The organism is Streptomyces sp. WAC 06738 (genome assembly GCF_003945505.1).
Classification (GTDB): Bacteria; Actinomycetota; Actinomycetes; order Streptomycetales; family Streptomycetaceae; genus Streptomyces.
The window spans coordinates 4,696,141-4,719,529 of the sequence record NZ_CP029618.1 but is presented as its reverse complement, the minus strand read 5'-3'; the positions used below and the strand labels follow the sequence as shown (position 1 = coordinate 4,719,529).

General features: G+C 72.1%; 20 protein-coding genes and 1 riboswitch. Of the genes, 6 read left to right on the top strand and 14 right to left on the bottom strand.

What is annotated here, in order from left to right:
• Positions 1–97: 97 nt before the first annotated feature.
• From DMB38_RS20790 to DMB38_RS20775, 4 genes are all read right to left on the bottom strand, one after another.
• Positions 98–970, bottom strand: coding sequence for a carbohydrate ABC transporter permease (locus DMB38_RS20790; protein WP_125936463.1), 873 nt, complete (start codon positions 968–970; stop codon positions 98–100).
• Complete coding sequence (locus tag DMB38_RS20785) at positions 960–1,922, bottom strand: sugar ABC transporter permease (RefSeq protein WP_125936462.1); 963 nt, start codon at positions 1,920–1,922, stop codon at positions 960–962. Before DMB38_RS20785 ends, DMB38_RS20790 begins: the two co-directional genes overlap by 11 nt.
• On the bottom strand, positions 1,919–3,319 hold the full coding sequence (locus DMB38_RS20780) for a sugar ABC transporter substrate-binding protein (protein ID WP_125936461.1): 1,401 nt from the start codon (positions 3,317–3,319) through the stop codon (positions 1,919–1,921). Before DMB38_RS20780 ends, DMB38_RS20785 begins: the two co-directional genes overlap by 4 nt.
• 136 nt (positions 3,320–3,455) lie before the next feature.
• Positions 3,456–4,559: a glycoside hydrolase family 172 protein gene (locus DMB38_RS20775; RefSeq protein WP_125936460.1), complete on the bottom strand. Its 1,104-nt coding sequence runs from the start codon at positions 4,557–4,559 to the stop codon at positions 3,456–3,458.
• Positions 4,560–4,944: 385 nt separating this feature from the next.
• On the opposite strand from DMB38_RS20775, the gene DMB38_RS20770 reads away from it, so the two are divergent.
• The gene (locus DMB38_RS20770; protein WP_047017352.1) at positions 4,945–5,967 is read left to right on the top strand and encodes a LacI family DNA-binding transcriptional regulator; all 1,023 of its coding nucleotides are present in this window, start codon (positions 4,945–4,947) and stop codon (positions 5,965–5,967) included.
• Between the two features lie 332 nt (positions 5,968–6,299).
• Here the strand turns inward: DMB38_RS20770 and DMB38_RS20760 are convergent, their stop codons facing one another.
• Positions 6,300–6,998, bottom strand: coding sequence for a copper homeostasis protein CutC (locus DMB38_RS20760; protein WP_240662389.1), 699 nt, complete (start codon positions 6,996–6,998; stop codon positions 6,300–6,302).
• Positions 6,999–7,025: 27 nt separating this feature from the next.
• On the opposite strand from DMB38_RS20760, the gene DMB38_RS20755 reads away from it, so the two are divergent.
• Positions 7,026–7,721 (top strand): hypothetical protein, encoded by a 696-nt coding sequence (locus tag DMB38_RS20755; protein WP_125936459.1) that lies wholly within the window; start codon positions 7,026–7,028, stop codon positions 7,719–7,721.
• Between the two features lie 3 nt (positions 7,722–7,724).
• On the opposite strand, the gene DMB38_RS20750 is transcribed toward DMB38_RS20755, so the two are convergent.
• The 4 genes from DMB38_RS20750 to DMB38_RS20735 all read right to left on the bottom strand — a co-directional run bounded on the left by DMB38_RS20750 (position 7,725) and on the right by DMB38_RS20735 (position 12,837).
• Complete coding sequence (locus DMB38_RS20750) at positions 7,725–10,823, bottom strand: NACHT domain-containing protein (protein WP_125936458.1); 3,099 nt, start codon at positions 10,821–10,823, stop codon at positions 7,725–7,727.
• A 58-nt stretch (positions 10,824–10,881) separates the two neighbouring features.
• Positions 10,882–12,126: a Cmx/CmrA family chloramphenicol efflux MFS transporter gene (locus DMB38_RS20745; RefSeq protein ID WP_164716063.1), complete on the bottom strand. Its 1,245-nt coding sequence runs from the start codon at positions 12,124–12,126 to the stop codon at positions 10,882–10,884.
• Positions 12,127–12,196: 70 nt separating this feature from the next.
• Positions 12,197–12,469, bottom strand: coding sequence for a DUF4031 domain-containing protein (locus DMB38_RS20740; protein ID WP_125936457.1), 273 nt, complete (start codon positions 12,467–12,469; stop codon positions 12,197–12,199).
• Positions 12,466–12,837, bottom strand: a complete 372-nt coding sequence (locus DMB38_RS20735; protein WP_125936456.1) for a hypothetical protein — start codon at positions 12,835–12,837, stop codon at positions 12,466–12,468. The genes DMB38_RS20740 and DMB38_RS20735 overlap by 4 nt, the downstream gene beginning before the upstream one ends.
• Positions 12,838–12,975: 138 nt before the next feature.
• Between DMB38_RS20735 and DMB38_RS20730 the strand changes: the two genes are divergently transcribed.
• Both DMB38_RS20730 and murQ read left to right on the top strand, forming a co-directional pair.
• On the top strand, positions 12,976–13,914 hold the full coding sequence (locus DMB38_RS20730; protein WP_018839736.1) for a MurR/RpiR family transcriptional regulator: 939 nt from the start codon (positions 12,976–12,978) through the stop codon (positions 13,912–13,914).
• A 393-nt stretch (positions 13,915–14,307) separates the two neighbouring features.
• Positions 14,308–15,243: an N-acetylmuramic acid 6-phosphate etherase gene (murQ, locus tag DMB38_RS20725; RefSeq protein ID WP_125936455.1), complete on the top strand. Its 936-nt coding sequence runs from the start codon at positions 14,308–14,310 to the stop codon at positions 15,241–15,243.
• Between the two features lie 280 nt (positions 15,244–15,523).
• Here the strand turns inward: murQ and groL are convergent, their stop codons facing one another.
• From groL to thrC, 4 genes are all read right to left on the bottom strand, one after another.
• A complete protein-coding gene (gene groL, locus DMB38_RS20720) occupies positions 15,524–17,146 on the bottom strand; it encodes a chaperonin GroEL (protein ID WP_125936454.1) in 1,623 nt (540 codons plus the stop codon).
• A gap of 391 nt (positions 17,147–17,537) precedes the next feature.
• On the bottom strand, positions 17,538–17,741 hold the full coding sequence (locus tag DMB38_RS20715; RefSeq protein WP_018839739.1) for a cold-shock protein: 204 nt from the start codon (positions 17,739–17,741) through the stop codon (positions 17,538–17,540).
• Positions 17,742–18,137: 396 nt separating this feature from the next.
• Positions 18,138–18,416, bottom strand: coding sequence for a MoaD/ThiS family protein (locus DMB38_RS20710; protein ID WP_047017340.1), 279 nt, complete (start codon positions 18,414–18,416; stop codon positions 18,138–18,140).
• Positions 18,413–19,717: a threonine synthase gene (gene thrC, locus DMB38_RS20705; RefSeq protein WP_125936453.1), complete on the bottom strand. Its 1,305-nt coding sequence runs from the start codon at positions 19,715–19,717 to the stop codon at positions 18,413–18,415. The genes DMB38_RS20710 and thrC overlap by 4 nt, the downstream gene beginning before the upstream one ends.
• Positions 19,718–19,734: 17 nt before the next feature.
• Positions 19,735–19,874: riboswitch (SAM riboswitch) on the bottom strand.
• A gap of 179 nt (positions 19,875–20,053) precedes the next feature.
• Between thrC and DMB38_RS20700 the strand changes: the two genes are divergently transcribed.
• Both DMB38_RS20700 and DMB38_RS20695 read left to right on the top strand, forming a co-directional pair.
• Positions 20,054–21,016, top strand: coding sequence for a glucosyl-3-phosphoglycerate synthase (locus tag DMB38_RS20700; RefSeq protein WP_125936452.1), 963 nt, complete (start codon positions 20,054–20,056; stop codon positions 21,014–21,016).
• 327 nt (positions 21,017–21,343) lie between these two features.
• A complete protein-coding gene (locus tag DMB38_RS20695) occupies positions 21,344–22,771 on the top strand; it encodes a trehalose-6-phosphate synthase (RefSeq protein WP_125936451.1) in 1,428 nt (475 codons plus the stop codon).
• 28 nt (positions 22,772–22,799) lie between these two features.
• Here DMB38_RS20695 and DMB38_RS20690 read toward each other — a convergent pair whose 3' ends face one another.
• Positions 22,800–23,321 carry a CGNR zinc finger domain-containing protein gene (locus DMB38_RS20690; RefSeq protein WP_125936450.1) on the bottom strand — a complete coding sequence of 174 codons (522 nt, stop codon included), beginning with the start codon at positions 23,319–23,321 and terminating at the stop codon, positions 22,800–22,802.
• Positions 23,322–23,389 lie beyond the last annotated feature (68 nt).

Below are 23,389 nucleotides of genomic sequence, written 5' to 3'. Positions count from 1 at the left end.
GCCTCCAATTGCGTGCGGTTGTGATGCGTGGTGACGGTGGAGCGGTGGGCGTACGCGCGCGGGGTGACGTCTGCGCGTACGGGCGGGCGGCGGCGCGTTACTTGAGGCCGGAGGTCTTGATGGACTCGACCATCTGGCGCTGGAAGAAGAGGAAGAGCATCAGCATCGGGATCACCGCGACCACCGCGGCGGCGAGGATGTAGTTCCAGTTCGAGCCGTACTGGGTGGTGAAGGACGCGATGCCGACCTGGGTGACGGTGAGGTTCTCGCTGCTGGTGGCGACCAGCGGCCAGGCGAAGGCGTTCCAGTTGGCGAGGAAGAAGAAGACCGAGAGCGCGGCCAGGATGGGCCGGGACAGCGGCAGGATGATGCTCCAGTAGATCCGCCAGTAGCCCGCACCGTCGGCGATCGCCGCCTCTTCCAGCTCCCGCGGGATGCCGAGGTAGAACTGGCGCAGCAGGAAGATGCCGAAGGCGTTGAAGAGCGGCGGGATGATGAGGGCCGCGTAGCTGTCGAGCATGCCCATCTCGCGGACGACGATGAAGAGCGGGATGAGGATCACCGGCGGGGTGATCAGCAGCGTGGAGAAGATGACGACGAAGATGCCGTCGCGGCCGGGGAAGCGGAGACGGGCCAGGGCGTAGGCGGCCATGGAGTGGAAGAAGAGCGCGAGGATCGTGATGATCGCGGCGGTGAAGAAGCTGTTCCACAGCCAGCGGTCGAAGGCCACTTCGGTGAGGACGTAGCGGAAGTTCTCCCAGGTGACGTCCTCGGGGAGCAGCTTGCCGTCGGTGACCGCCTCGCGCGGCTTGATCGCGGAGGTGATGAGCCAGAGGACCGGGAAGACGCTCAGCACCGACAGCACGATGGCCAGCACGGTGAGCCCGGCGCGGGCACGGCGGCGGCCGGGGCCGCGCAGCGGGGTGGGGCGGGCGGCGGTGGTGCCGCCGGCCAGGGTGTCAGTGCTCATCGTCGAACCTCCCGCCCTTGGTCGCCTTGAAGATCAGCCAGGAGAGGGCGACCATCACCACGACGAGGAAGGAGCCCAGGGCCGCGGCGTAGCCGTACTCGCCGAAGACGAACGCCTGTTGGTAGATGTAGAACATCGCCACGGCGGTGCCGTTGGCGGGACCGCCGTCGGTCAGCACGAAGATGAGGTCGAAGGTGCCGGTGATCGCGGCGACCGTGCTGACGATGAGGACGAAGAAGCTGGTGGGCTTCAGCAGCGGCCAGGTGATCTGCCGGAACGAGGTCCAGGGTCCGGCGCCGTCGATCTTCGCGGCCTCGTACAGCTCCCGGGGGATCTCGTTGAGACCCGCCAGGAAAATGATCATGTAGTAGCCCATGTAGTACCAGACGGTGACCGCGATCACCGCGTACAGCGCGAGGCCGGGATCGCCGAGCCAGGAGCGGGCGCCCAGGCCCGCCTCGCCCGCGGCCTTGTTCACCACGCCGGTCTGGTCGTCGAGCATGAACTTCCAGAGCAGGCCGACGACGACGAGGCTCAGCATGTGCGGCAGGAAGAGCGCGGTGCGGTAGACCGCCATGCCGGGCAGCATCTGCTTCATCAGCACGCCCAGGCTGAGGCTGACGACGAAGAGCGTCGGCACGAGGATGACGACGTACTTCGCGGTGACCCACATCGAGGACCAGAAGTACGGGTCGTTGAACATGCGCTCGTAGTTGCCGACGCCGATCCATTCGTACGAGCCGAAGCCCGAGACCTGGAAGAAGCTCAGCACGAACGACAGCAGCATCGGCAGGACGACGAAGAGTCCCAGGCCGAGGGTGTCGGGCAGCAGGAACAGCGCGGCGGCCAGCCGCTCGCGGCCCTTGCGGCCGAGCTTGCGGCGGCCCGCGGGCGCGGCGGTGCGCTTCACGGCGCCGGGGGCGCGCTCTTGCTCTGTGGCGATGCTCGTCATATCAGGCTCGCCCCCTGGTAGCTCTTCATGAAGGCGTCGATCGTCTGGGCGGCCCGGTCGGCCTCGCCCTCCACGCCCTTGCCGGCGAGCATGGTGGCCTGGATGGCGTCGGAGATCGCCTTGTAGACGATCGGCGGGTAGCGGGGCTCGGCCCGGCCGCCGGGGAAGATGTCCTCCTTGAACTTCTTCATCGCCCAGGAGTCGTAGCCGCCGCGCTCCGCGCCGCGCTCCAGGGCGGAGGTGCGCGGGGAGATGTCGGACTTCACGCCCGTACACCACTCGACGGTGCGGTCGATGGACTCGTCCGACATCCCGCCGAGGGCCCAGCCGCAGAACTCGGCCGCGGCGTCGGGGTTGGCGCCCTGGGTGCTGGCGCAGAACGACCAGCCGCCGAGGGTGGTGGTGTACTCCCCGCCGGGCGGCACGGGCAGCTTGAAGACCCCGTACTCGTGGTCGGGGGCGCCCGCCTTGAACGCCTGGACCTCCCAGATGCCGATCTGCCACATGCCGGCGAGGCCGGAGGTGAAGGCGGTGATGCGGTCGTCGGCGGCGGGGAGCGTACGGGGCGCGATGCCGGCCTCGACGGCGTCCTGCCAGAGCGCGAGGGCCTGGCGGGCGCCCTTGGAGTCGAAGGCGACGTTGCCCGCCTTGTCGACGACCTCGCCGCCGCCCTGCCACATCCAGCAGTACCAGGTGAAGTTCTGGTAGTAGCCGGGGTCGGTGTGGAAGACGAGGCCGGCGGCGCCGGTCTTGCCGCGGATCTTGTCCCCGGCGTCGAGGAGCTGGTCCCAGGTGGTCGGGATGTCGGCCTCGGAGAGGCCGGCCTTCTCCCAGACGGGGACGTTGTAGAACATCGCCAGCGGCTCGACCTCCATGGGCAGGGCGTAGACCTTGCCGTCGACGGTGCGGCTGGTGAGGCTCGTGCCGTAGTCCTCGACCACGCCGTCGTCGAGGTGCGGGGTGAGGTCGGCGAGGATGCCGCCGTTGTAGTAGCGGGTGAAGTCGCCGGGGCTGAGCAGGAAGATGTCGGGTCCCGCACCGGCGGCGAAGGCGGTGACCATCTTCGAGCCCTGGTAGCTGACGCCGGGGACGAAGTACGGCTCGATCTTGACGTCGTGGGTGTCGTTCCAGTCCTTGATGAGCTTGTCGAACCACTTCGACTGGGCGGCCATCGCGGGGTCGGACGCCTTCGGGTCGTAGAAGTGCCAGAACTTCAGCGTGCCGCCGTCGGCGCTCGCGGAGCCGCAGCCGCTGAGCAGCGGGGTCGCGGCGGCCGTCGCGGCGGCGGCCGCGCCCGCGGTGCCGCCGAGGAAGCGGCGGCGCGAGGGGGCGCCGGGGGTGCGGCGGCGCGCGGGGGCGCCCCGGGCGGGTACGGCGCCGTTGCCGTGGTGGAGCATGTCGTGCCCCTGTCTGTCGGGTGGGTGCTGGGGTCGGGAGCGCGGGGGCTCGTACGGGCTCGGTCGGGCTCAGCGGGGCTCAGGCGGGTCAGCCGGGCTCAGCGGGCTCAGCCGGGCTCAGCGGGCTCAGCCGGGCTCAGTCAGGGGCGTCGACTTCCAGGTCGAGCAGTCCGGGGGTCGCCGGGAGGGCTGCGCTCGACGGCGCGTCCAGGTAGAACAGGGAGGTCGAGGCGATGTCGTCGCGGTTCTTGCGGTAGCGGTGCTTGAGGCCGTTGCCCTGTCCCGCGCCGATACCGAGGCACTGCACGGTCACGCGGAGGTCCTCTTGGAAGCGGACGGGGTCCAGGACGTGCCAGCGGTACATCCCGAACCGCTGCTGGCTGGCGTAGAGGCCGTCGGGCCGGAGGATCTGGTTCAGGCCGAGATAGGGCGTGGTGTACGCGGTGTAGCCGTGCGGCTTGACGTCGAAGTTCCAGGCGCCGCCGAAGTAGTCCTCGGTGCCGGTGCCGCAGATGGTGGGCCAGTCCTCGTCGCCGTCGAGGTAGAACTTCAGCTCGCCCTCGCCCCACCAGCCGGGGCTGTTGGTGCCCCAGGCGAGGTACGTGCCGACGTACTGGCCGGCGCCGGTGACGCCGTCGAGGAGGGTGTGGATGCCGGACTCGTCGACGGGGTTGCTGCGGCGCCACTGGGCGTGGAGGTAGGAGGCGTCGGCGGGGACGTCGGCCAGCTCGTAGTCGATCTGGTAGTAGAGCGTCATCTGCTCGGGGGCGAGGTTCTCCAGCGTGACGCGGGCGGCGCGGCGGAAGGGCATCGGCCAGTACGCGTTGAAGCCGCCGTTGGGCGCGACGGTGACGGGCACCGAGGAGACCTGGCTGAAGACGCTCCAGCCGTTGCAGAAGAAGTCGCCGAGCGGCACCTCGACGGCGGGGGTCTCGGCGCCGTCCCAGTAGATGCGCAGCAGGGTCTGCCGCCAGGCGGCGTGCGGGGCGGTGGTGCACCAGAGGTGGCGAATGGTGCCCGGCCCGTCGATCTCGGCGAGCACGGCGGTCTCGCCGGCGGCGATGTCGATGCTCGGGGAGACCTTCCACCCCTGGCCGAGCCGGCCGGCGGCGCGGGCGCCGGTGCCCTCGGTGGCGGCACCGCCGGCGCCCTTGGCGCCGGTGGGGTTCTCGGCGCTGATCGAGCGGGTGACGGCGGGGGTCGTACGGGCAAGGTCATCCAGGCCGAACGTGGTGCTCATGGACGCTCCGTTGTGAAATCGTTTTCGTACGAGGCTGGCGAAGGGTCATCCCAAGTGCGCGCACAGCAACTGAGCGGGCTCCGGTGATGTGAGGCGGCCCCACCGGAAATCCCTTGAAATCCATTTCACGCGAACGTAGAGTTCACGCCAGACGGTGTCAAGAGGTCCGTACGAGACCGTGGAAAACACCGTCCGCGCCGACCCGTCCACGTACCCGACCGGATGCCGGGGCCGCGCCGCGGGCCGCATCGCGGGACCGCCGGATGCGCGTATCCGATGCCCCGACGCGGTCCGACCGGGCCCCGGACTGGCGGAGAATGGGCGGCAGGGCACCGGACGCGCGGCCGACTCCCGCGCCTGCGTGAGAGGTTCAGGTAGCGGAGAAGTGACGACCATCAACGATGTGGCGCGCGCCGCGGGGGTCTCGCCGGCCACTGTCTCCCGGGTCTTCAACGGAGGCCGGGTCACCGCGGAACGCGCGGAGCGCGTCCGCAAGACCGCGGCGGAGCTGGGCTTCTCGCCGAACCGGGTGGCGCGGTCGCTGCGGATGCAGCGGGCCAGCGTCATCGGGCTGATCATCCCGGACATCGAGAACCCGTTCTTCACGTCGCTCGCGCGCGGGGTGGAGGACGCGGCGCAGCAGACGAACCTGTCGGTGGTGCTGTGCAACACCGACGAGGACGTGGACAAGGAGCGGCGCTATCTGGAGATCGCGGCGGCCGAGCAGATGGCGGGCGTGATCGTGGCCGCGGCGTCGCGGAACCGGACGGACCTGTCCGTGCTGGAGGGCCGCGGGATGCCGGTGGTCGCGGTGGACCGGCGGCCGCGGGGCGCGTCCGTGGACGCGGTGATGGTCGACAACCAGCACGGCGGCGAGGAGGCCACCGCGCACCTGCTGCGCAGCGGCTACCGCAGGATCGCGTGCATCGCGGGCCCGGAGGGCGCGTCCACGTCCGACGACCGGCTGGCGGGCTACCGCGCGGTGATGCGCGACCACCTGCGGGAGACGGACGGGGGCACGCTGCCGCCGGAGTACGTGCGGCACGCCGACTTCCGGGTCGAGGGCGGCCGGGCGGCGATGCGGGACCTGCTGGCGCTGCCGTCGCCGCCGGACGCGGTGTTCGTGGCGAACAACCTGATGACGGTGGGCGCGTTGCAGGCCCTCAGGGAGGCGGGCACGGAGCCGCCGCGGACGGGGGTGCTGTCGTTCGGCGACGTCCCGTGGGCGTCGCTGGTCCGCCCGCCGCTGTCGACGGTGCAGTTGCCGTCGTACGACCTGGGGTGGACGGCGGCGGGGCTGCTGCAGGAGCGGATCGCGGGGACGGAGCGGCCGCTGCAGACGGTGGTGCTGCGGACGGCGCTGCAGGTGAGGGAGTCGACGTCGGGCCCGGGGACGGAGGGGGCGTAGCGCACGGCGGGGGACGTAGCTCGCGGTGGGGGGCGTAGCCGCGGCGGCGGGGCGTAACCCGCGGCGCCGGGGACGCAGAACACTCTCCCCCGCAACCCCCGCCCTAGGGTAGGCCGCCCCTGTGACAACGGGAGCAACCGAAGCCTCGCGCACGACGCCCCGCCCACCGGTCCCGGCGGGCGGCAGATCCTCCTCGCCGACCCCTCCGGCAACCTCGTCGAACTGTTCCAGCCCGCCCGGCAGCCGCCGCAGTCGTCGTGACGGCCGGGCCACGCCGAGCTCCCGGCCGCCGGCGCGCGCTCGGACCCGGCGCCCCGGCCCGCGCGGAGCGCCTACGTGTCCAGCAGCGTCCGCCACTCCGCCACCGACCGCGGCGACACCGGGCCCGACCAGCCCTCCGGGCGGACCGCGCCGCCGACGTGGAAGGCGTCCAGGCCCGCCGCGCGGAGGCGGGGGACGTGGGCCGTGGTGAGGCCGCCGCCGGCCATGATGCGGGCCTCGTAGCCGGGCTGGCGGGCGGTCGCGCGGGCGGCCTCGGCGACCAGCACCGCCAGGCCGTCCGCGACGCCCTTCGCCGAGCCCGCCGTCAGGTACGTGTCCAGCCCCGGCAGCCCCGCGAGCTGCTTGCGCAGCGTGTCCCGGTCCGCCGCCCGGTCGATCGCCCGGTGGAACGTCCACCGGCACCCGTCCCCGACCGCCTCCAAAAGCCGCCCGACCGTCGCCAGATCCGGCCCGCCCGCCTCGTCCAGGAACCCGAGGACGAACTCCTCCGCCCCCTCCGCCCGCAGCGCCCGCGCCCGCGCCGCCAGCGCCTCCGCGTCCCCCGCCGCGAACCCGTCCTCGGCCCGCAGCATGACGCGCACGGGGATCTCCACCGCGGCGCGCACGGCGGCGACGGTCTCGCGCGACGGAGTGAGCCCGTCGGCGGCCATGTCCGTGACCAACTCCAGACGGTCGGCGCCGCCCGCCTCCGCGGCGGCGGCGTCGGCGGCGTTCAGGGCGATGACCTCAAGCAGCATTGGTCTAGACATGAAGCACAGCCTGCCATATCGCGCAGAATGGTGACCATGCCCGCCCCCGGAGATAACCAGCCCGCAACATCGGCGCCCGAGCCCACGGATCCGGCCCTCCTCGACCGCTGGACGGCCCTCCTCACCCGCTGCCGCTCCGGCGCGGCGGCCCCCGACCCCGTACCGTACGGGAAGAACCTGCTGGAACGGTGGGGTGAGCCCCAGCGGCGCTATCACACCGCGGAGCATCTGGCCGCCGTCCTCGACCGCATCGACGAGCTGGCCGACCACGCCGACGACCCCGACGCCGTACGCCTGGCGGCCTGGTTCCACGACGCCGTCTACCGGCCGGAGCGCAGCGAGAACGAGGAGCGCAGTGCGCGACTCGCGCAAGTCGCCTTGGCGGAGGCGGGAGTTGGGGCCGAGCGCGTGGCGGAGGTGGTGCGGCTCGTACGGCTCACGGTGACCCACGACCCGGCGGCCGGGGACCACAACGGCGAGGTGCTGTGCGACGCGGACCTCGCGGTGCTGGCGGGTACGCCGACGGAGTACGCGGCGTATGCGGCGGCGGTACGGGAGGAGTACGGCTTCGTCCCGGCCGATGCCTTCCGCGAGGGCCGGGCGACGGTGCTACGGCAACTGCTGGGGCTGCCCCGGCTGTTCCGCACGGAGACGGGCTACGCCCGCTGGGAGGCGGCGGCACGGCACAACGTGGGGACGGAATTGGAGCTGCTGGGCGGGTGAGGCTCACTCGGTGGTCGTCACCCGCACCCCTGGGATCTCGAAGGTGGTGACAGGGGTGCCGTCGGGGGTGTGACACCCGTGAAGACTCACCTCCTGGAGGCCGCGGAACTGCGTGAAGACCTCGGGATCGGCTGGCACGACGCATTGCATCAGAATCAGATCCGTCAGCTTCGGCGGGACGCTCTTCAGTCCCCTGAGCCAGGCGTCACCGTCGACAAGCGCGAGGTGCAGTTGCCAAAGACCGGTCATTCCCGCCAGCTCGTCGAAGCCCCGCAGAGTGCCCCGACCGTTGCCGGAGAGGGACAGATCACCAACGCTCGGGAGGGTGGCGAGCGTGCTGAGATCCGTCTCCGCTACCTCGGCAAGAACGAGCGACCTCAGTCTGGGACAGCTCCGCAGCGTGTTCAGGTCCAGATCCCCACAGCGAGGGAGGGTCAGCCATTGCAGGCGGGGGAGGTCCGCGAGCGCCGAACTCCCGCACACCGAGCCGGTGCCGGGCAGCAACAGAAGTTCCATGTCGGTATGGCGGCGGAGAGGGGACAGATCGGCATCCCCGATCAGCGAAGCCGCCTGCAGCACTTGGAGAGACGGCAGGCCGGCCAGGAACTCGAGTCCGCGCAGGGGGTGCTCCACGTAGATGCCGCCCAGCCCGGGCAACTTGCTTGCCGCCTGCAACTGGCCGGGATGGTTCACAGCCACCAGATGATGGGCTGTGGGGAGTCGGCACAGCACCCGGTCGGCATAGGCGTCCGCGTCGAAGTAGTCCCAGGCCCGGATGAGCGCGATGACGACGTCATGGCGCTCGTCCCCCACGAAACCCGACAGCAGGTCGAGGGCCTTCTCGCCCCCTATCAGCGCCGCGGTCCGCACGGTCTGCACCGCGGCCTTCTCGGTCAGTTCCTCAGGCGACGTCGGCAGCCAGCGCAGCAGCGTCGGCCCCACCGCCGCCAGGGCAGGGGGGTCAGTCTCCCGTCTCGGCGGAAGCAGCGCGGTCACGGCCTCGTCCAGACGGCCCGCCAGCCCTTCCGGCACAGACCGCAGCGTCTCCTGGCACGACGCCGCCAGTAGCCGCAGCGTGCGGGCGTGGCGGGGCTCCTCCTCGGCGCGGTTCAGGATGCCGTCGAGCAGTTCTTCCCGCTGCCTCGCGTTCGCGTGGCCCGCGGTCATGATGATCGTCTCTCGCCACAGGTCGAGATGCGCCCGCTCGACCAGATTGCCGATACGGTCCTCCTCCGCCGCCTCCTCGGCGGCCAGGTACTCCTGGAAGGTCCGGTGGACGAAGTCGATGCGGTCCTCCGCCGGCGACCGGAGGATGCCGGAACGCTGCCGGAGCTGACTCAGCACCTGGGCACCGTCCAGCACATCCAGGTGCCGCATCCCCTTCAGCTTCGCGGTGACGTATCCGGCGGCGCGGTCCGCGTCGATTTCGCTTCTGTTGTTGTCCGACAGCCGCCACGCCAGGTCCCGCAGGATGACGAGCTTGTCCCCGAGGCTGAACTTGCTGTCCGCCGCACTCGGTACGTGCCGGTCGGCATCCCGGTCGTGGACCAGGGTGTGCAGGGCGTTGCGGTACAGCTCCATCCGGTCCTGCGGCAGATGGCGTCCTCTGTTGAGGTGCATCGCGCAGAGCATCGCCGCCAGCAGCGGCGTGCTCGCCAGGGACTGCAGATGCGCGCGGTCCTTGAGGCTGGTGAGGAGGGACTGCTCGTACTGCGGGATGTCGTCCACCGCGCAGGGCAGTTCGCCGCCCAGCTCGCGTACGGCCTGGTGCCACTGCCGTACGAAGGCCGCCAGGTCGGGCGGCGTCATACGGTCCAGGTGGAGGGCGGTGAAGTCCTCACGGCGGAGCCAGTCCGCGCCCGCCGCCGCCGGGCGTGACGTGACGACGACGCGCACGCCCTCGTACTGCCGAAGCAGCTTGCGCAGCCAGGTGCGGACCGCCTCGCGTTCCCGGCCCGGCAACTCGTCGACGCCGTCGATCAGGAGCAGCGCCTTGCCCGCGTCTAGCTGGCGCTCCACCCACCCTCTCGGCATGACCCCGGTGATCGGCCCGGCGACCCCGTCGAGCATCGCCTCCGGATTGGGGGGCTTGCGACCGCTGTAGTCGCGGAGCTTGACGAAGACCGGCGTGAGGCCGTTCCACTCGGCCAGTTCCTCCGTGAAGCCCCCGCGCGCCGCCGTGATCGCCAGCCAGCGCAACAGCGTGGTCTTGCCGGAGCCGGCCTCGCCGCGCAGCAGCACGCGGTACGCGCCGCTCAACGCGGCCTCGACGCGCATGCCGGAGGATTCGTGCGCGTCTTCCTCCCAGTTGCTCATGTCGGTCCTGAGCTGCGGCAGAGCCCGGATGCTGCGTCGGGGCCTGGTGTCGCCGCCGGTCGTCCGGAGGCTGACGTACGCGACGGACAGCCGGACACGCTGCGGGGTCGCCTGGTCGGAACTGGCGCGGAACAGCTCCACCTCGTCGAGTTCCCGGCTGACCAGCTCCAGGTACGTACGCCGGAAGCCCGTATCAAGGTCCGAGCCGTCCGGCGCGAACAGCGAGCGGTCCGGCAGGCGCTCCAGGATCCGCGCGACCTCTGCGCCCAGCGTGGACGTACGCGCCAGAAGTTCGGCGGCGGCGCGCTCCTCGAAGACGGGGAGGCTGCGCACGATGCGTACGTAGTAGGCGACGCACTCGGCGAACAGCGTCTCGTACAGGCGCGTCTCCGTCTCGCCGAGGCCGGTGGGCGGGCGCACGGAGGCGGTGATGCGGCGGACCAGTTCGGCGGGCTGGGCGTCGGCGGCGAGGAGGGCGTCGTCGGAGAGGTCCGCGCGGGCGAAGGTGCCGGCGACGGCGTCGATGACGGCCTGGCGGCCGCCGGGGTCCAGGCGGTCGAAGGCGTGGGTCAGGTACGGGTCGAGGCGGTCGTACACCGCGTTGGTGATCTGCTCGAACTGCTGGGTGACCTCGCGCTGGAGGCGCACGCCCGGGACCCGTACCCGGATCAGGTCCCCCATCTCCATCTGCCGTTCCTGCTCGCGCCGCTTGCCGCCGAGCCACAGCTTCCCCGCCGCGTTCGCGACCATCGTCCCGAGCCGTAACGCCGCCGTCTCCGCGAGCATGAGCACCCCTCCCCCTTCTCTCTCTACAGAGAGAACCACACGGGAGTGACAGCCGTGCCTACCCCACCGCTTTCATCGCGCCCTCGGCCGCCGGCTCGCCGCCGCACGCCACCAGCCTCGTACGACGCGCCGCCGACCGGCCCGCGACCACCGTCATCGCCACCGCGCCCACCGCCAGTACGGCGCCGGTCCACGCGGTGGCGGCGTAGCCGAGGCCGGCGCTGATGACGAGGCCGCCGAGCCACGGGCCGACGGTGTTGCCGATGTTGAACGAAGAGGTCGCCGTCGCGCCGGCGAGGCCCTGGGCGTCGCCGGCGACGTCGAAGATGCGGGCGTTGAGAGCGGGCGCGGTGGTGAAGGCCGTGGCGCCGAGGAGGATCGACAGGGTCACGATCGCCACCGGGTACTCGGCGAGCAGCGCGCACGCCACCAGCACGGCGGCGGTCGCGGACAGCCCGACGTACATGGTGCCGAAGCGGTACCTGTCCGCCATCCGCCCGCCGACGAGCGTGCCGAGGAAGGCCCCGGCGCCGAAGAGCGCGAGCACGGTCGGCACCCAGCCGTCGCCGAGGCCGGCGACGTCGGTGAGGAGGGGGGCGAGGTAGGAGAAGAAGGAGAACGTTGCGCCTGCGAAGAGGGCGATCGTGGCCATGGCGAGCCACACCTGACCGTCGCGGTAGATACGCAGTTCCTCGCGGAGCCGGGGCGGCTCGGCGTCGTCGGGCGTGCCACCGGGTACGAGCGCCACCACCCCGACGAGGGCGACTGCGGTCATGAGGGTGACCGCCCAGAAGGCGGACCGCCAGCCGAAGTGCTGCCCGAGCAGCGCCCCGCCGGGCACCCCGGCGACGTTCGCGACGCTGAGCCCGCCGACCATGATCGCCATGGCCCGTGCACGGGCGCCCGTCGGAACGGTTGCGATGGCGACGGCGGCGCCGACGGCCCAGAACCCGGCGCAGGCGAGGGCGCTGACGATGCGGGTGGCGAAGAGGACACCGTAGGACGTGGACACGGCCCCCACGATGTGCCCGGCCCCGAAGACGACGAGCAGCCCGACGAGGGTGGTGCGGCGGGGAAGGCGGAGGGTGGCGGCGGCGAGGGTCGGCGCCCCGACGACCATGCCGACGGCGAATGCGGAGATGAGGAGCCCGGCGCGGGGTATGGAGACGTCGAGGTCGTCGGCTATCTCGGGGAGCAGCCCGGAGAGCATGAACTCCGACGTCCCGAGGGCGAAGACGGCGACGCCGAGGACGTACACGGCGACGGGCAGGCGGGCTCCGGCCCGGGGAGCGGTCGGGGACATGAAGGGGGAAACGCCGGGACGCCGGGCGAACATTCCTGCGAGCGCGGGGATTCCCTCACCCCGTCCCCCCTCATCCCGTCCCCGTCTTCCTCCCCCGTCTCCGCAGGCCGCCCTCCACCAGCCTCCGTAGCAGTTCCTTCGAGCCCACCTCCACCGCGCCCCGGCTCACCGCCTCCCCGTACCGCGTCGACGGAATGTCGTAGTGGTCCCCGTCGAACGCCTTCCGCGGCACCCCCATCGACTCCGCGAACGCGTGCAGTTCCTCGTACGACACATCGCTCACCAGGTGCGACCACATCCGTCCGTGACCCGGCCACGTCGGCGGGTCGACGTAAATCGTCATCCGGCACCCCCCAGGCTCCCCACCCGGGCCATCACCGCGCCCGTCCTGCCGCACACCCACCGCGGGTCCGGGCCCAATGCCGGTTCGATGTCCAGCGCGTGCGGGCCCGCGGAGTCGACGTCCTCGCAGACGGGGCAGAGCGGCCATCTGCCGTACTTCTCCAGCAGCGCGTCCTGGACATCCTGGGCCACCAGGCCGTCCAGATACGCCACGCCCTCGGGCCACTGCTCCACCCACCAGCGGCGGTGGACCACCGCGTCCTCGACGAAGGTGACCACGTCAGGCTCGGCCACGTCCGCGGCGCTGAGGTCGGCGAGGATCAGTGCGCGGGCGCGGTGCAGCGCCTGCTCCAGCCCTTGGTGCTCCATACGTCCATTCTCCCGCAACCGGCACCCGAGCGGCCGGGCCCGCGGCCGGGCCGGGGCCCGCCGCGGGGCCTGCCGGGGTTTTCCACAGGCCGACGCGGGGGGTTGACTCGCCGTCCGTCGCGAAAATATCTTTCGTGTGTGAGCTACAGCGTGAAGGAAACTTTCACTCCGGACACCCCGACCGGACCCGCGCCGCCCGCGCCCGCCGCCCTCGCGGCCAAGGTGCGCACGGTCGCGCCGTCCATGACGCGCTCCATGCAGCGCGTTGCCGAGGCCGTCGCCGGTGACCCGGCCGGCTGTGCCGCGCTCACCGTCACCGGCCTCGCGGAGCGCACCGGCACGTCGGAGGCCACCGTCGTGCGGACGGCGCGGCTGCTCGGCTATCCCGGGTATCGCGATCTCCGGCTGGCCCTCGCCGCCGCCGCCGCGCAGCAGGAGGCGGGGCGGGCGCCGTCGGTCACCGCGGACATAGCGGTGGACGATTCGATGGCCGACGTCATCGCCAAGCTCGCGCGGGACGAGCAGCAGGCCCTCGCGGACACCGCGGCCGGGCTCGACCCCGTGCAGTTGGAGGCGGCGATCGCCGCCATGGCCACCGCCCGGCGCATCGATGTGTACGGCATCGGCGCGTCGAACCTCGTGGGCCAGGACCTGGTCCAGAAGCTGCTGCGGATCGGCGTCGTGGCGCACGCCTCGCCCGACCCGCACCTGGCCGTGACCAACGCCGTCCAACTGCGCGCTGGCGACGTGGCCATCGCGATCACGCACTCGGGCCGCACGGTCGACGTCATAGAGCCGCTGCGGGTCGCGTTCGACCACGGGGCGACGACGGTGGCGATCACCGGCCGCCCGGACGGCCCCGTCGCGTCGTACGCCGATCACATACTCACCACGTCCACGGGTCGCGAGAGCGAGCTGCGGCCGGCGGCCATGTCCAGCCGGACGGGCCAGCTACTGGTCGTGGACTGCCTCTTCATAGGCGTGGCCCAGCGGACGTACGAACGGGCCGCGCCGGCGCTCGCCGCCTCGTACGAGGCTCTGGCCCACCGGCACAGCCCGCTCCGCCCGCGGTCCTGACGCCGCCCGGCGACTCCCGACGACGACCGATGCACCGGCGACCCGCCCTCCGTCCAGGCGCGGACCCCGCCCACGGCACCGGCCGCGCCGGAGGCCGCGGGCGAGTCGGATCTGTCGGATACGCCGGGCGTACGGGCTCAGCCCCGCGCGCCGGACGCGTCCCCCGCGCCACCCGCACCACGCACCGCCCCCGCGCCACGCACGCCCCGCACCGCCGTACGACGCCGGCGCCGACGCCGCCCGGTGGCCCGGCGCGCCCCGCGCGCCGGGCGCCCGTGGCGGCGGTCCGACCGCCGGCGACCGCACCACGCAAGCCGCCGTGACCGACCCCACCGCCGCGTGCGCGCACCGCCCACCGCGCGCCACGCACCGTATGGAAAGAGCCGCTCCGACATGCCCTCTCCCTCAGCAGACATCCGCCGGGAGCTGGAAAACCTGACCACCGAGGCGTTCCGTCCCGAGCTGGCAGAGATCGACCGTCTCTCCAGCCTGGAGATCGCCGGAATCATGAACGAGGAGGACAGCGGGGTCCCGGGCGCTGTCGCCGCGCAACTGCCGCGGATCGCCGCCGCCATCGACGAGATCGCCGAGCGCATGGCCCGCGGCGGCAGACTGTTCTATCTGGGCGCCGGCACCGCGGGCCGGCTCGGGGTGCTGGACGCCAGCGAGTGCCCGCCGACGTTCAACACCGATCCGTCGCAGGTCGTCGGCATGATCGCCGGCGGTGACGTGGCGCTGCGGACCTCCACGGAGGGCGCGGAGGACAGCGAGGAGCTGGCCGCCGCCGACCTGGCGGCGGCGGAGCTGGGGCCCGACGACGCGGTCGTCGGCATCTCCGCCTCCGGCCGCACGCCGTACGCCGTCGGCGGCGTGACGTACGCCCGCGGCCTGGGGGCGCTGACCGTCGGGCTGTCCTGCAACGCCGGTTCGCCGCTGGGCGCGGCCGCGCAGCACGCCATCGAGGTCGTCGTGGGCCCCGAGCTGATCGCGGGGTCGACGCGGCTGAAGGCGGGCACGGCGCAGAAGCTCGTGCTCAACATGCTGTCGACGATCACGATGATCCGGCTCGGCAAGACGTACGGGAACCTGATGGTGGACGTGCGCGCCTCCAACGAGAAGCTGCGGGCCCGTTCGCGGCGCATCGTCGCGCTGGCGACGGGCGCGGGCGACGAGGAGGTGGAGGCCGCCCTCGCCGAGACCCACGGCGAGGTGAAGAACGCGATCCTCACCATCCTCGGCGGCGTGGACGGCAGCACGGCGGAGCGCCTGCTGGACGCCTCACACGGTCACCTGCGAGTCGCCCTGAAGTCCGCGACCGACGTGAGCTGAGCCCGGCGGTGTCGGCAGGGGGTCGTTGACCGGAGGGTGTCCCCGGTCGGCGCCGGCTGGGGCCACCCGGCCGCCCCTCCCCCGCCGCGCCCGCGGGCTGCCGCCGCCGCATGCCTACACGCCGCGGCATGCCCACGCGCCGCCGCGCGTGGGCGCGCGCCGCCGCCGCATGCCCACACGCCCGAGGGCGGCACCCCCTGCGGGGTACCGCCCTCGGTTCGTCAGCCCGTCCGCCGTCCGGCCGCGGCCGCGGCGGACGTACGGACTTCGCGATCCCGGATCAGAAGTCCATGTCGCCGCCGGGCATACCGCCCCCGGCCGCGGCCTTCTCCTTCTCCGGCTTGTCGGCGACGACGGCCTCGGTGGTGAGGAAGAGGCCCGCGATCGACGCCGCGTTCTGCAGCGCGGAGCGGGTCACCTTGGCCGGGTCGAGGATGCCCTCGGCGATCATGTCGACGTACTCGCCGCTGGCGGCGTTGAGCCCGTGACCGGCGGTCAGGTTGCGCACCTTCTCCACCACGACGCCGCCCTCAAGGCCGGCGTTGACCGCGATCTGCTTCAGCGGGGCCTCCAGGGCCAGCTTCACGGCGGACGCGCCGGTGGCCTCGTCGCCCTGGAGCTCCAGCTTCTCGAAGACGTGGCCGGCCTGCAGCAGGGCCACGCCGCCACCGGCGACGATGCCCTCCTCGACGGCCGCCTTCGCGTTGCGCACGGCGTCCTCGATGCGGTGCTTGCGCTCCTTCAGCTCGACCTCGGTCGCGGCGCCGGCCTTGATGACGGCCACGCCGCCGGCCAGCTTCGCGAGCCGCTCCTGCAGCTTCTCGCGGTCGTAGTCGGAGTCGCTGGCGTCGATCTCGGCCCGGATCTGGTTGACCCGGCCCTGGACCTGCTCGCTGTCGCCCGAGCCGTCGACGATGGTGGTCTCGTCCTTGGTGATGACGACCTTGCGGGCGCGGCCCAGCAGGTCGAGCGTGGCGCTCTCCAGCTTGAGGCCGACCTCCTCGGAGATGACCTGGCCACCGGTGAGGATGGCGATGTCGCCGAGCATGGCCTTGCGGCGGTCGCCGAAGCCCGGGGCCTTGACGGCGACGGACTTGAAGGTGCCGCGGATCTTGTTCACCACGAGGGTGGACAGGGCCTCGCCCTCGACGTCCTCGGCGATGATCAGCAGCGGCTTGCCCGACTGCATGACCTTCTCCAGGAGCGGCAGCAGGTCCTTGACCGCGCTGATCTTGGAGTTGGCGATGAGGATGTACGGGTCCTCGAGCTCCGCCTCCATGCGCTCCATGTCGGTGGCGAAGTAGGCGGAGATGTAGCCCTTGTCGAAGCGCATGCCCTCGGTGAGCTCCAGCTCGAGCCCGAAGGTCTGCGACTCCTCGACGGTGATGACGCCTTCCTTGCCGACCTTGTCCATGGCCTCGGCGATCAGCTCGCCGATCTGGATGTCGCCGGCGGAGATGGAGGCGGTGGAGGCGATCTGCTCCTTGGTCTCCACGTCCTTGGCCTGCTCCAGCAGGGCGGCGGAGACGGCCTCGGTGGCCTTCTCGATGCCGCGCTTCAGCGCCATCGGGTTGGCGCCGGCGGCCACGTTGCGCAGGCCCTCCTTCACCAGGGCCTGGGCCAGGACGGTCGCGGTCGTCGTGCCGTCACCGGCGACGTCGTCCGTCTTCTTCGCGACCTCCTTGACCAGCTCGGCGCCGATCTTCTCGTACGGGTCCTCGAGCTCGATCTCCTTGGCGATGGAGACACCGTCGTTCGTGATCGTGGGGGCGCCCCACTTCTTCTCAAGGACGACGTTCCGGCCCTTGGGGCCGAGGGTCACGCGGACGGCGTCGGCGAGCTGGTTCATGCCGCGCTCGAGGCCGCGCCGCGCCTCCTCGTCGAACGCGATGGTCTTGGCCATTGTGTTGAGTCCTCCCGGACAGGGGGGTCGTCTGTGTCCGGACCGCGCTGGCGCCCGCGACGGACGGTCCGCGACCCGCGTGGTTCCCTCCCACCCGGCGTACGGACCTCACCGAACCGGTCCCGTGCTGTCACTCTCACGGGGAGAGTGCTAACGCCAATGATTAGCACTCGCCCCCTGCGAGTGCAAGCGGGTAGGGGCTTCTCATGCGCAGAGCGGAACCGGACCGCGGCGCCGCACAACAGGCGGCGGAGGACGCGGACACGGGCGGACATGGGCGGACACGGGGAGCGGGCGCGGGGAGCGGGCACGGGAGGAGCGCGGACAGCAGAGGGCCCGCACCCCGGAGGGTGCGGGCCGTCGCGAGTCGTCCGTGGTCGATGCCCGGCGCTCAGCCGCTGACGCGGACCATGTCTGCCTGCGGCCCCTTCTGGCCCTGCGAGATCTCGAACTCGACCCGCTGGCCTTCCTCGAGGGTGCGGTATCCGTCCATCTGAATCGCGCTGTAGTGGACGAAGACATCCGCACCACCGTCGACCGCGATGAAGCCGTACCCCTTCTCCGCGTTGAACCACTTGACGGTGCCCTGAGCCATTCCAAACTCCCCTATTGCTGGCCCTTACACAGGACCGCACTCCGCGGACCCGGGTCAGACCTCACCCCCGGATACACGCCGGGGCGTGCGCCGGAACGCGTCGACCGCGGCTGAATGTATCCGCACAGATGCCCAGTGCAACAGGTCAATCGGACGAGAATTCTGCGGACACTCGATCGGCATTTTTCCGATCAATTTCCGCCATTCCATGACAACTCGGGCAGGGCATAACTCACCATCACGACAATTAACTCTCCGCATTTGCGCGGAACTTGTCGCGTTCTCATATGCGTGGAGCATGGGCCACGAGGGGGGAACGCCCCAACCCTATCGCGTGTCATGACATGCGAACGGCCCCACTCCGGATCAGTGGGGCCGCACGCGCGCACGCGGGGTTCAGCAGCCTCCGGCGACCGCCGGAATGATCGAGATCCCGGCCCCCTCGGGAGTGGGAGTCTGCAGGCCATCGGCGAAGCGGACGTCATCGTCGTTCACATAGACGTTCACGAAGCGGCGCAGCTTGCCTTGATCGTCCAGCACCCGTCCTGCGATGCCGCGGTGGTTCTTCTCCAGGTCTTCGATCACCTCGGCCAGCGTCGCGCCCTCGGCGCTCACCTCTGCCCGCCCGTCGGTATACGTACGGAGGATGGTCGGAATTCGGACGTTCACGCTCATGATGCGAGGCCGGCCTCTCGGAAGGAGTCGAGTGTGGGACGAATGATCGCGCTCGGCCCCGTGGTGGGAGCGACCGCGTCGAGGGTCTTCAGGCCGTCGCCCGTGTTGATCGCGACGGTGGTCCCGGCCGGGTCGATCCGGCCGTCCGCGACGAGCTTCGCCAGCACGCCGAAGGTCACGCCGCCCGCCGTCTCCGCGAACACGCCCTCGGTGCGGGCCAGCAGCTTCACCGCGTCCACGACCTCGGCGTCCGTCACGTCCTCCACCGCGCCGCCGGTGCGGCGGGCGATGTCCAGCACGTACGGGCCGTCGGCCGGGTTGCCGATGGCGAGGGACTTGGCGATCGTGTCGGGCCGCACGGGACGTACCACGTCGTGACCGTCCTTGAAGGCCCGCGAGACCGGGGAGCAGCCGGCCGCCTGGGCGCCGAAGATCTTGTACGGGCGCTCCTCGACCAGCCCCGTCGCGATCAGTTCCTTCAGCCCCTTGTCGATCTTCGTGAGCTGGGAGCCGGAGGCGACGGGTATGACGATGTTGTCGGGGAGCCGCCAGCCGAGCTGCTCGCAGATCTCGTACGCGAGGGTCTTGGAGCCCTCCGCGTAGTACGGGCGGAGATTGACGTTCGTGAACCCCCAGCCCTCGCCGATCGGGTCGCCGATCAGCTCCGAGCAGAAGCGGTTCACGTCGTCGTACGTGCCCTCGATGCCGACGACGTCACCGCCGTAGACCGCGGCCATGACGACCTTCGCGTGTTCCAGGTCGTACGGGATGAAGACGCACGAACGCAGTCCCGCCCGCGCCGCGGCCGCGCCGACCGCGCCCGCCAGATTGCCCGTGGAGGAACACGACAGCGTGGTGAAGCCGAAGGCGCGCGCCGCCTCGACGGCGATCGCGACGACGCGGTCCTTGAAGGAGTGCGTCGGGTTGCCCGAGTCGTCCTTGACGTGCAGCGCGCCCGTCACGCCCAGCTCGGCGGCGAGCCGGTCGGCGCGGTGCAGCCGGGTGAACCCGGGGTTCAGGTTGGGCTTGTCCGCCACGTCCGCGGGGACCGGCAGCAGCGGCGCGTACCGCCAGATGCTCCGCGGACCCGCCTCGATACGGGCCCGCAGCCGGGCGGCGGACCCGGCGTCACCGCCGGGGAGTTCGTATGCCGCCTCCAGCGGCCCGAAACACGACTGGCACGCGAACACCGGACCCAGCGGCACCCGCTCCCCGCACTCCCGGCACGACAGCGCGACGGCAGGGCCCAGATCGGGGGCGCCGTCGACGGCGGTGGGGGTGGGAGCTGTGTCTACAGCCATACTGGCGAGGCCCTCTCTCCTCATCTTCCCCGCGACGCATCTCGCCGCAGGACGGAATTGGCACCATCACCGTCCGGGGCCTCGCAGCGTCGCGAGTACCGGACGGAGGGTTGCCGGGGCTTCAACGGGCCGTTCCCTCTGCCCCTCTGGATGAGCTCTGTATGGCGCGGGTCCGGCGGGGCCGTCCGGCGCTTTTGTCCGCGCGCGGACCCCGACATGGGGACGTCACGCACGTTGTTCAAGACTGTAACCGACGACCAGGACAGTTGTGAGGGCCGTCCGATACGCGAGACGGCTCACACACCGGACAGGACACCGGCAAGGGGAGGCCCGCAGGTGCTCGATGACGTGGAGCAGTGGCTGAGGACGCGGTCCTGGTCCGCGGCGGACCGGCCGGACGCGCGGCTGCTGGCGGCCAAACGGGCGCTCGGGGCGCGCGGGACGGTGAGCGTGGTGCTGCCCGCGCTCGACGAGGAGGCCACGGTCGGGTCGATCGTCGCGGCGATCCGCGCGGAGCTGATGGCCCCCGGCGGCGGGCTGGTGGACGAACTGGTCGTGCTGGACTCCGGCTCCACGGACCGTACGGCGGAGGTCGCCGCCGCGGCCGGCGCGCGGGTCGTGCACCGCGACGAGGTGCTGCCGCGGGTGCCGGCGGTGCCGGGCAAGGGCGAGGTGCTGTGGCGGTCGCTGCTGGTGACGCGCGGCGAGATCGTGTGCTTCGTGGACGCGGACCTGCGGGACTTCGACACGGCGTTCGTGAGCGGGATCGTGGGGCCGCTGCTGACGGATCCCGGCGTGGAGTTCGTGAAGGCGGTGTACGACAGGCCGCTGGGCACGGGGGCGGCGACCGGACAGGGCGGGCGGGTGACCGAGCTGGTGGCCCGGCCGCTGCTGAACCTGCACTGGCCGCTGCTGGCCGGCTTCGTCCAGCCCCTGGGCGGGGAGTACGCGGCGCGCCGGTCGCTGCTGGAGCGGCTGCCGTTCCCGGTCGGGTACGGGGTGGAGCTGGGGCTGCTCGTCGACGCGCTGCACACGGTGGGGCTGGACGCGCTGGCGCAGGTCGACGTGGGCGTCCGCCGGCACCGGCACCAGGACGACCGCGCGCTGGGGCGCATGGCGGCGGCGATCTACCGCACGGCGCAGGTGCGGCTGGCGCGGGGGCACCTGGTGCGGCCGCGGCTGACGCAGTTCGACCGGGGGGCGGACGGGGCGTTCGAGCCGCGGACGTACGGGGTGGACACGGAGGAGCGGCCGCCGATGGGGGAGATCCGGGAGTACGTGGAGCGCCGCGCGGCGTAGCCCTCGCCGGGCGGGCGCCAGCGGGGCGGGGGTCTCCCCGCACCCACCCCTTCCCGAACCCCGGGGCTCCGCCCCGGGACCCCCGGCGGGCTCCCCCCAGCCGGGCTACGCCACCCCCTCTGGCTCCCCCATTCCCCTGGGTTCTCCCCCTCAGCCCCCGAGCGGGAGCCGCGCCCTCCAGGCTCCCCCCGGGGCCGACCGCCCGTACCTCCCACGGCCCTCGCATCCCGGGACTCCCCCGCCCCGCCGGCCCACGTGCCCCCATCGGTATCGGCCACACCGTCCCGGTTGCGTTTCGGGGGGCCCTGCCGTGGCTAGGCTCGGCGCATGGTCGTGTCGCCCGGTGCTCCCCTGCTCGTCGCGTCCAACCGCGGGCCCGTCTCGTACGCCGTCGGCGACGACGGTGCGCTCGTCGCCAAGCGTGGTGGTGGCGGGCTCGTCTCCGGGCTCAGCGCCGTGGGGCCCGAGGCCGGGGCGTTGTGGGTGTGTGCCGCGCTGGGTGACGGGGACCGGGAGGCCGTGCGGCAGGGGGTGGCCGAGCCCGGGGTGCGGATGCTCGGCATCGACCCGGACGTCTTCCACGACGCGTACAACGGCGTCGCGAACTCCGTGCTGTGGTTCGTCCACCACATGCTCTACGACATCCCCGTCGCCCCCGTCTTCGACGCCGCGTTCCGCCGCCAGTGGGCCGCGTACGAGACGTACAACCGCGCCTTCGCCGACGCCCTCGCCGACGGTGCCGCCGAGGGCGCGGCGGTGCTCGTGCAGGACTACCACCTCTGTCTCGTCCCCGGCATGCTCCGCGAGCGCCGCCCCGACCTGCGCATCTCGCACTTCACCCACACCCCCTGGGCACCCCCCGAGTACTTCCGGCTCCTCCCCGACGACATCGCCGCCGCCCTGCTGCGCGGGCTGCTCGGCGCCGACCGCGTCGGCTTCCACACCCGCCGGTGGGCCGAGGCGTTCGCCGGCTGCTGCCGCGAGGTGCTGGGCCAGGAGGCCGACGTCGCCTTCGCCGGGGAGGAGGCGCGCGGGGAGCGGACGACGTGGGTCGACGTGCACGCCCTCGGCGCCGACGCCGACTTCCTGCGCGAGCGGTCGCGGCGGCCGGACGTCGCCGAGCGGATGGCGGCCCTGCGCGAGCAGATCGGCGGCGCGGACCGCGAGGTCGTGGTGCGGGTGGACCGCACCGAGTTGTCGAAGAACATCGTCCGCGGGCTGCTCGCGTACCGGCGGCTGCTGGAAGCGCGGCCGGAGTGGCGCGGGCGGGTGGTGAAGCTGGCGTTCGCGTATCCGTCGCGGCAGGACCTGGCGGTGTACCGGGACTACACCGCGGAGGTGCGCCGCCTCGCCGCGGAGATCAACGAGGAGTACGGGACGGACGGCTGGCAGCCGGTCGTGCTGCACGTCGAGGACGACTTCGCCCGCTCGCTCGCCGCGTACCGGCTGGCGGACGTGGCGCTGGTCAATCCGCTGCGGGACGGGATGAACCTGGTCGCGAAGGAGATCCCGGTGGTCTCCGACGACGGCTGCGCGCTGGTGCTGTCCCGGGAGGCGGGCGCGTACGCGGACCTCGCCGAGGACGCGCTCGTGGTGCACCCGTACGACGTGGAGGCCACGGCGGACGCGCTGCACGCGGCGCTGACGATGCCGCGCGACGAGCGCGCCCGGCGGACGAAGCGGCTGGCGGCGGCGGCCACGGCGCTGCCGCCGCAGGCGTGGTTCCTCGCGCAGTTGGACGCGCTGCGCGCGTAGCCGGCGGTACGGGCCGCGTCGCGACCCCTCAGCGGCGGTGGCGCTCCTGGAAGCGGGCCGCCTTGGCGCGGTTGCCGCATCCCTCCATCGAGCACCAGCGGCGGCGGCCGTTCTTGCTGACGTCGTAGAACCACAGCACGCACTCGGGGTTCGCACAGCCGCGGACCCGCTCCGGGTGCTCCTCGTAGAGCCGGACCAGATCGGCCGCGGCGACCCAGGCCGGCAGCCATGCGGGGTCGTCCACGACGATCTCCGAGGTGGCCCGCCCAGCGCGGAGCAGGGGGCGGCGGGCACCGTGGGCCAGTATCTCGTCGAGCGGCTGTTCATCGCCGTCGAGGGCGGCGCGCAGGGCGGCGCGGGCGGTGGTCAGCGGCTCGCGTACGGCGGCGGGGTCGGGGGCGTCGGCCGCGGGTCCCGACAGGCCGTGCTCACCCAGCCAGCGGCTGACGCCGTCGGGCTCGTAGAAGAAGTCGACGGGGCTTCCCTCGTCGATCCACCAGGTGTTCACCAGGTCCAGGGCCAGCGGTTCGCCGGTCAGCGGGCGTGCCATACGAGCAGTGTAACCGGTGAAGTCGAGTTGACAGGTTGGCGGGGGCGGGTTAGGTTTCTCTCGTCGTT

Bases quoted from the DNA above. Each gene is read 5' to 3' on its own strand.
- DMB38_RS20790 (WP_125936463.1), bottom strand. From the start codon at position 970: ATGAGCACTGACACCCTGGCCGGCGGCACCACCGCCGCCCGCCCCACC.
- DMB38_RS20785 (WP_125936462.1), bottom strand. From the start codon at position 1,922: ATGACGAGCATCGCCACAGAGCAAGAGCGCGCCCCCGGCGCCGTGAAG.
- DMB38_RS20780 (WP_125936461.1), bottom strand. From the start codon at position 3,319: ATGCTCCACCACGGCAACGGCGCCGTACCCGCCCGGGGCGCCCCCGCG.
- DMB38_RS20775 (WP_125936460.1), bottom strand. From the start codon at position 4,559: ATGAGCACCACGTTCGGCCTGGATGACCTTGCCCGTACGACCCCCGCC.
- DMB38_RS20760 (WP_240662389.1), bottom strand. From the start codon at position 6,998: ATGTCTAGACCAATGCTGCTTGAGGTCATCGCCCTGAACGCCGCCGAC.
- DMB38_RS20755 (WP_125936459.1), top strand. From the start codon at position 7,026: ATGGTGACCATGCCCGCCCCCGGAGATAACCAGCCCGCAACATCGGCG.
- DMB38_RS20750 (WP_125936458.1), bottom strand. From the start codon at position 10,823: ATGCTCGCGGAGACGGCGGCGTTACGGCTCGGGACGATGGTCGCGAAC.
- DMB38_RS20745 (WP_164716063.1), bottom strand. From the start codon at position 12,126: ATGTCCCCGACCGCTCCCCGGGCCGGAGCCCGCCTGCCCGTCGCCGTG.
- DMB38_RS20740 (WP_125936457.1), bottom strand. From the start codon at position 12,469: ATGACGATTTACGTCGACCCGCCGACGTGGCCGGGTCACGGACGGATG.
- DMB38_RS20735 (WP_125936456.1), bottom strand. From the start codon at position 12,837: ATGGAGCACCAAGGGCTGGAGCAGGCGCTGCACCGCGCCCGCGCACTG.
- murQ (WP_125936455.1), top strand. From the start codon at position 14,308: ATGCCCTCTCCCTCAGCAGACATCCGCCGGGAGCTGGAAAACCTGACC.
- groL (WP_125936454.1), bottom strand. From the start codon at position 17,146: ATGGCCAAGACCATCGCGTTCGACGAGGAGGCGCGGCGCGGCCTCGAG.
- DMB38_RS20715 (WP_018839739.1), bottom strand. From the start codon at position 17,741: ATGGCTCAGGGCACCGTCAAGTGGTTCAACGCGGAGAAGGGGTACGGC.
- DMB38_RS20710 (WP_047017340.1), bottom strand. From the start codon at position 18,416: ATGAGCGTGAACGTCCGAATTCCGACCATCCTCCGTACGTATACCGAC.
- thrC (WP_125936453.1), bottom strand. From the start codon at position 19,717: ATGGCTGTAGACACAGCTCCCACCCCCACCGCCGTCGACGGCGCCCCC.
- DMB38_RS20695 (WP_125936451.1), top strand. From the start codon at position 21,344: ATGGTCGTGTCGCCCGGTGCTCCCCTGCTCGTCGCGTCCAACCGCGGG.
- DMB38_RS20690 (WP_125936450.1), bottom strand. From the start codon at position 23,321: ATGGCACGCCCGCTGACCGGCGAACCGCTGGCCCTGGACCTGGTGAAC.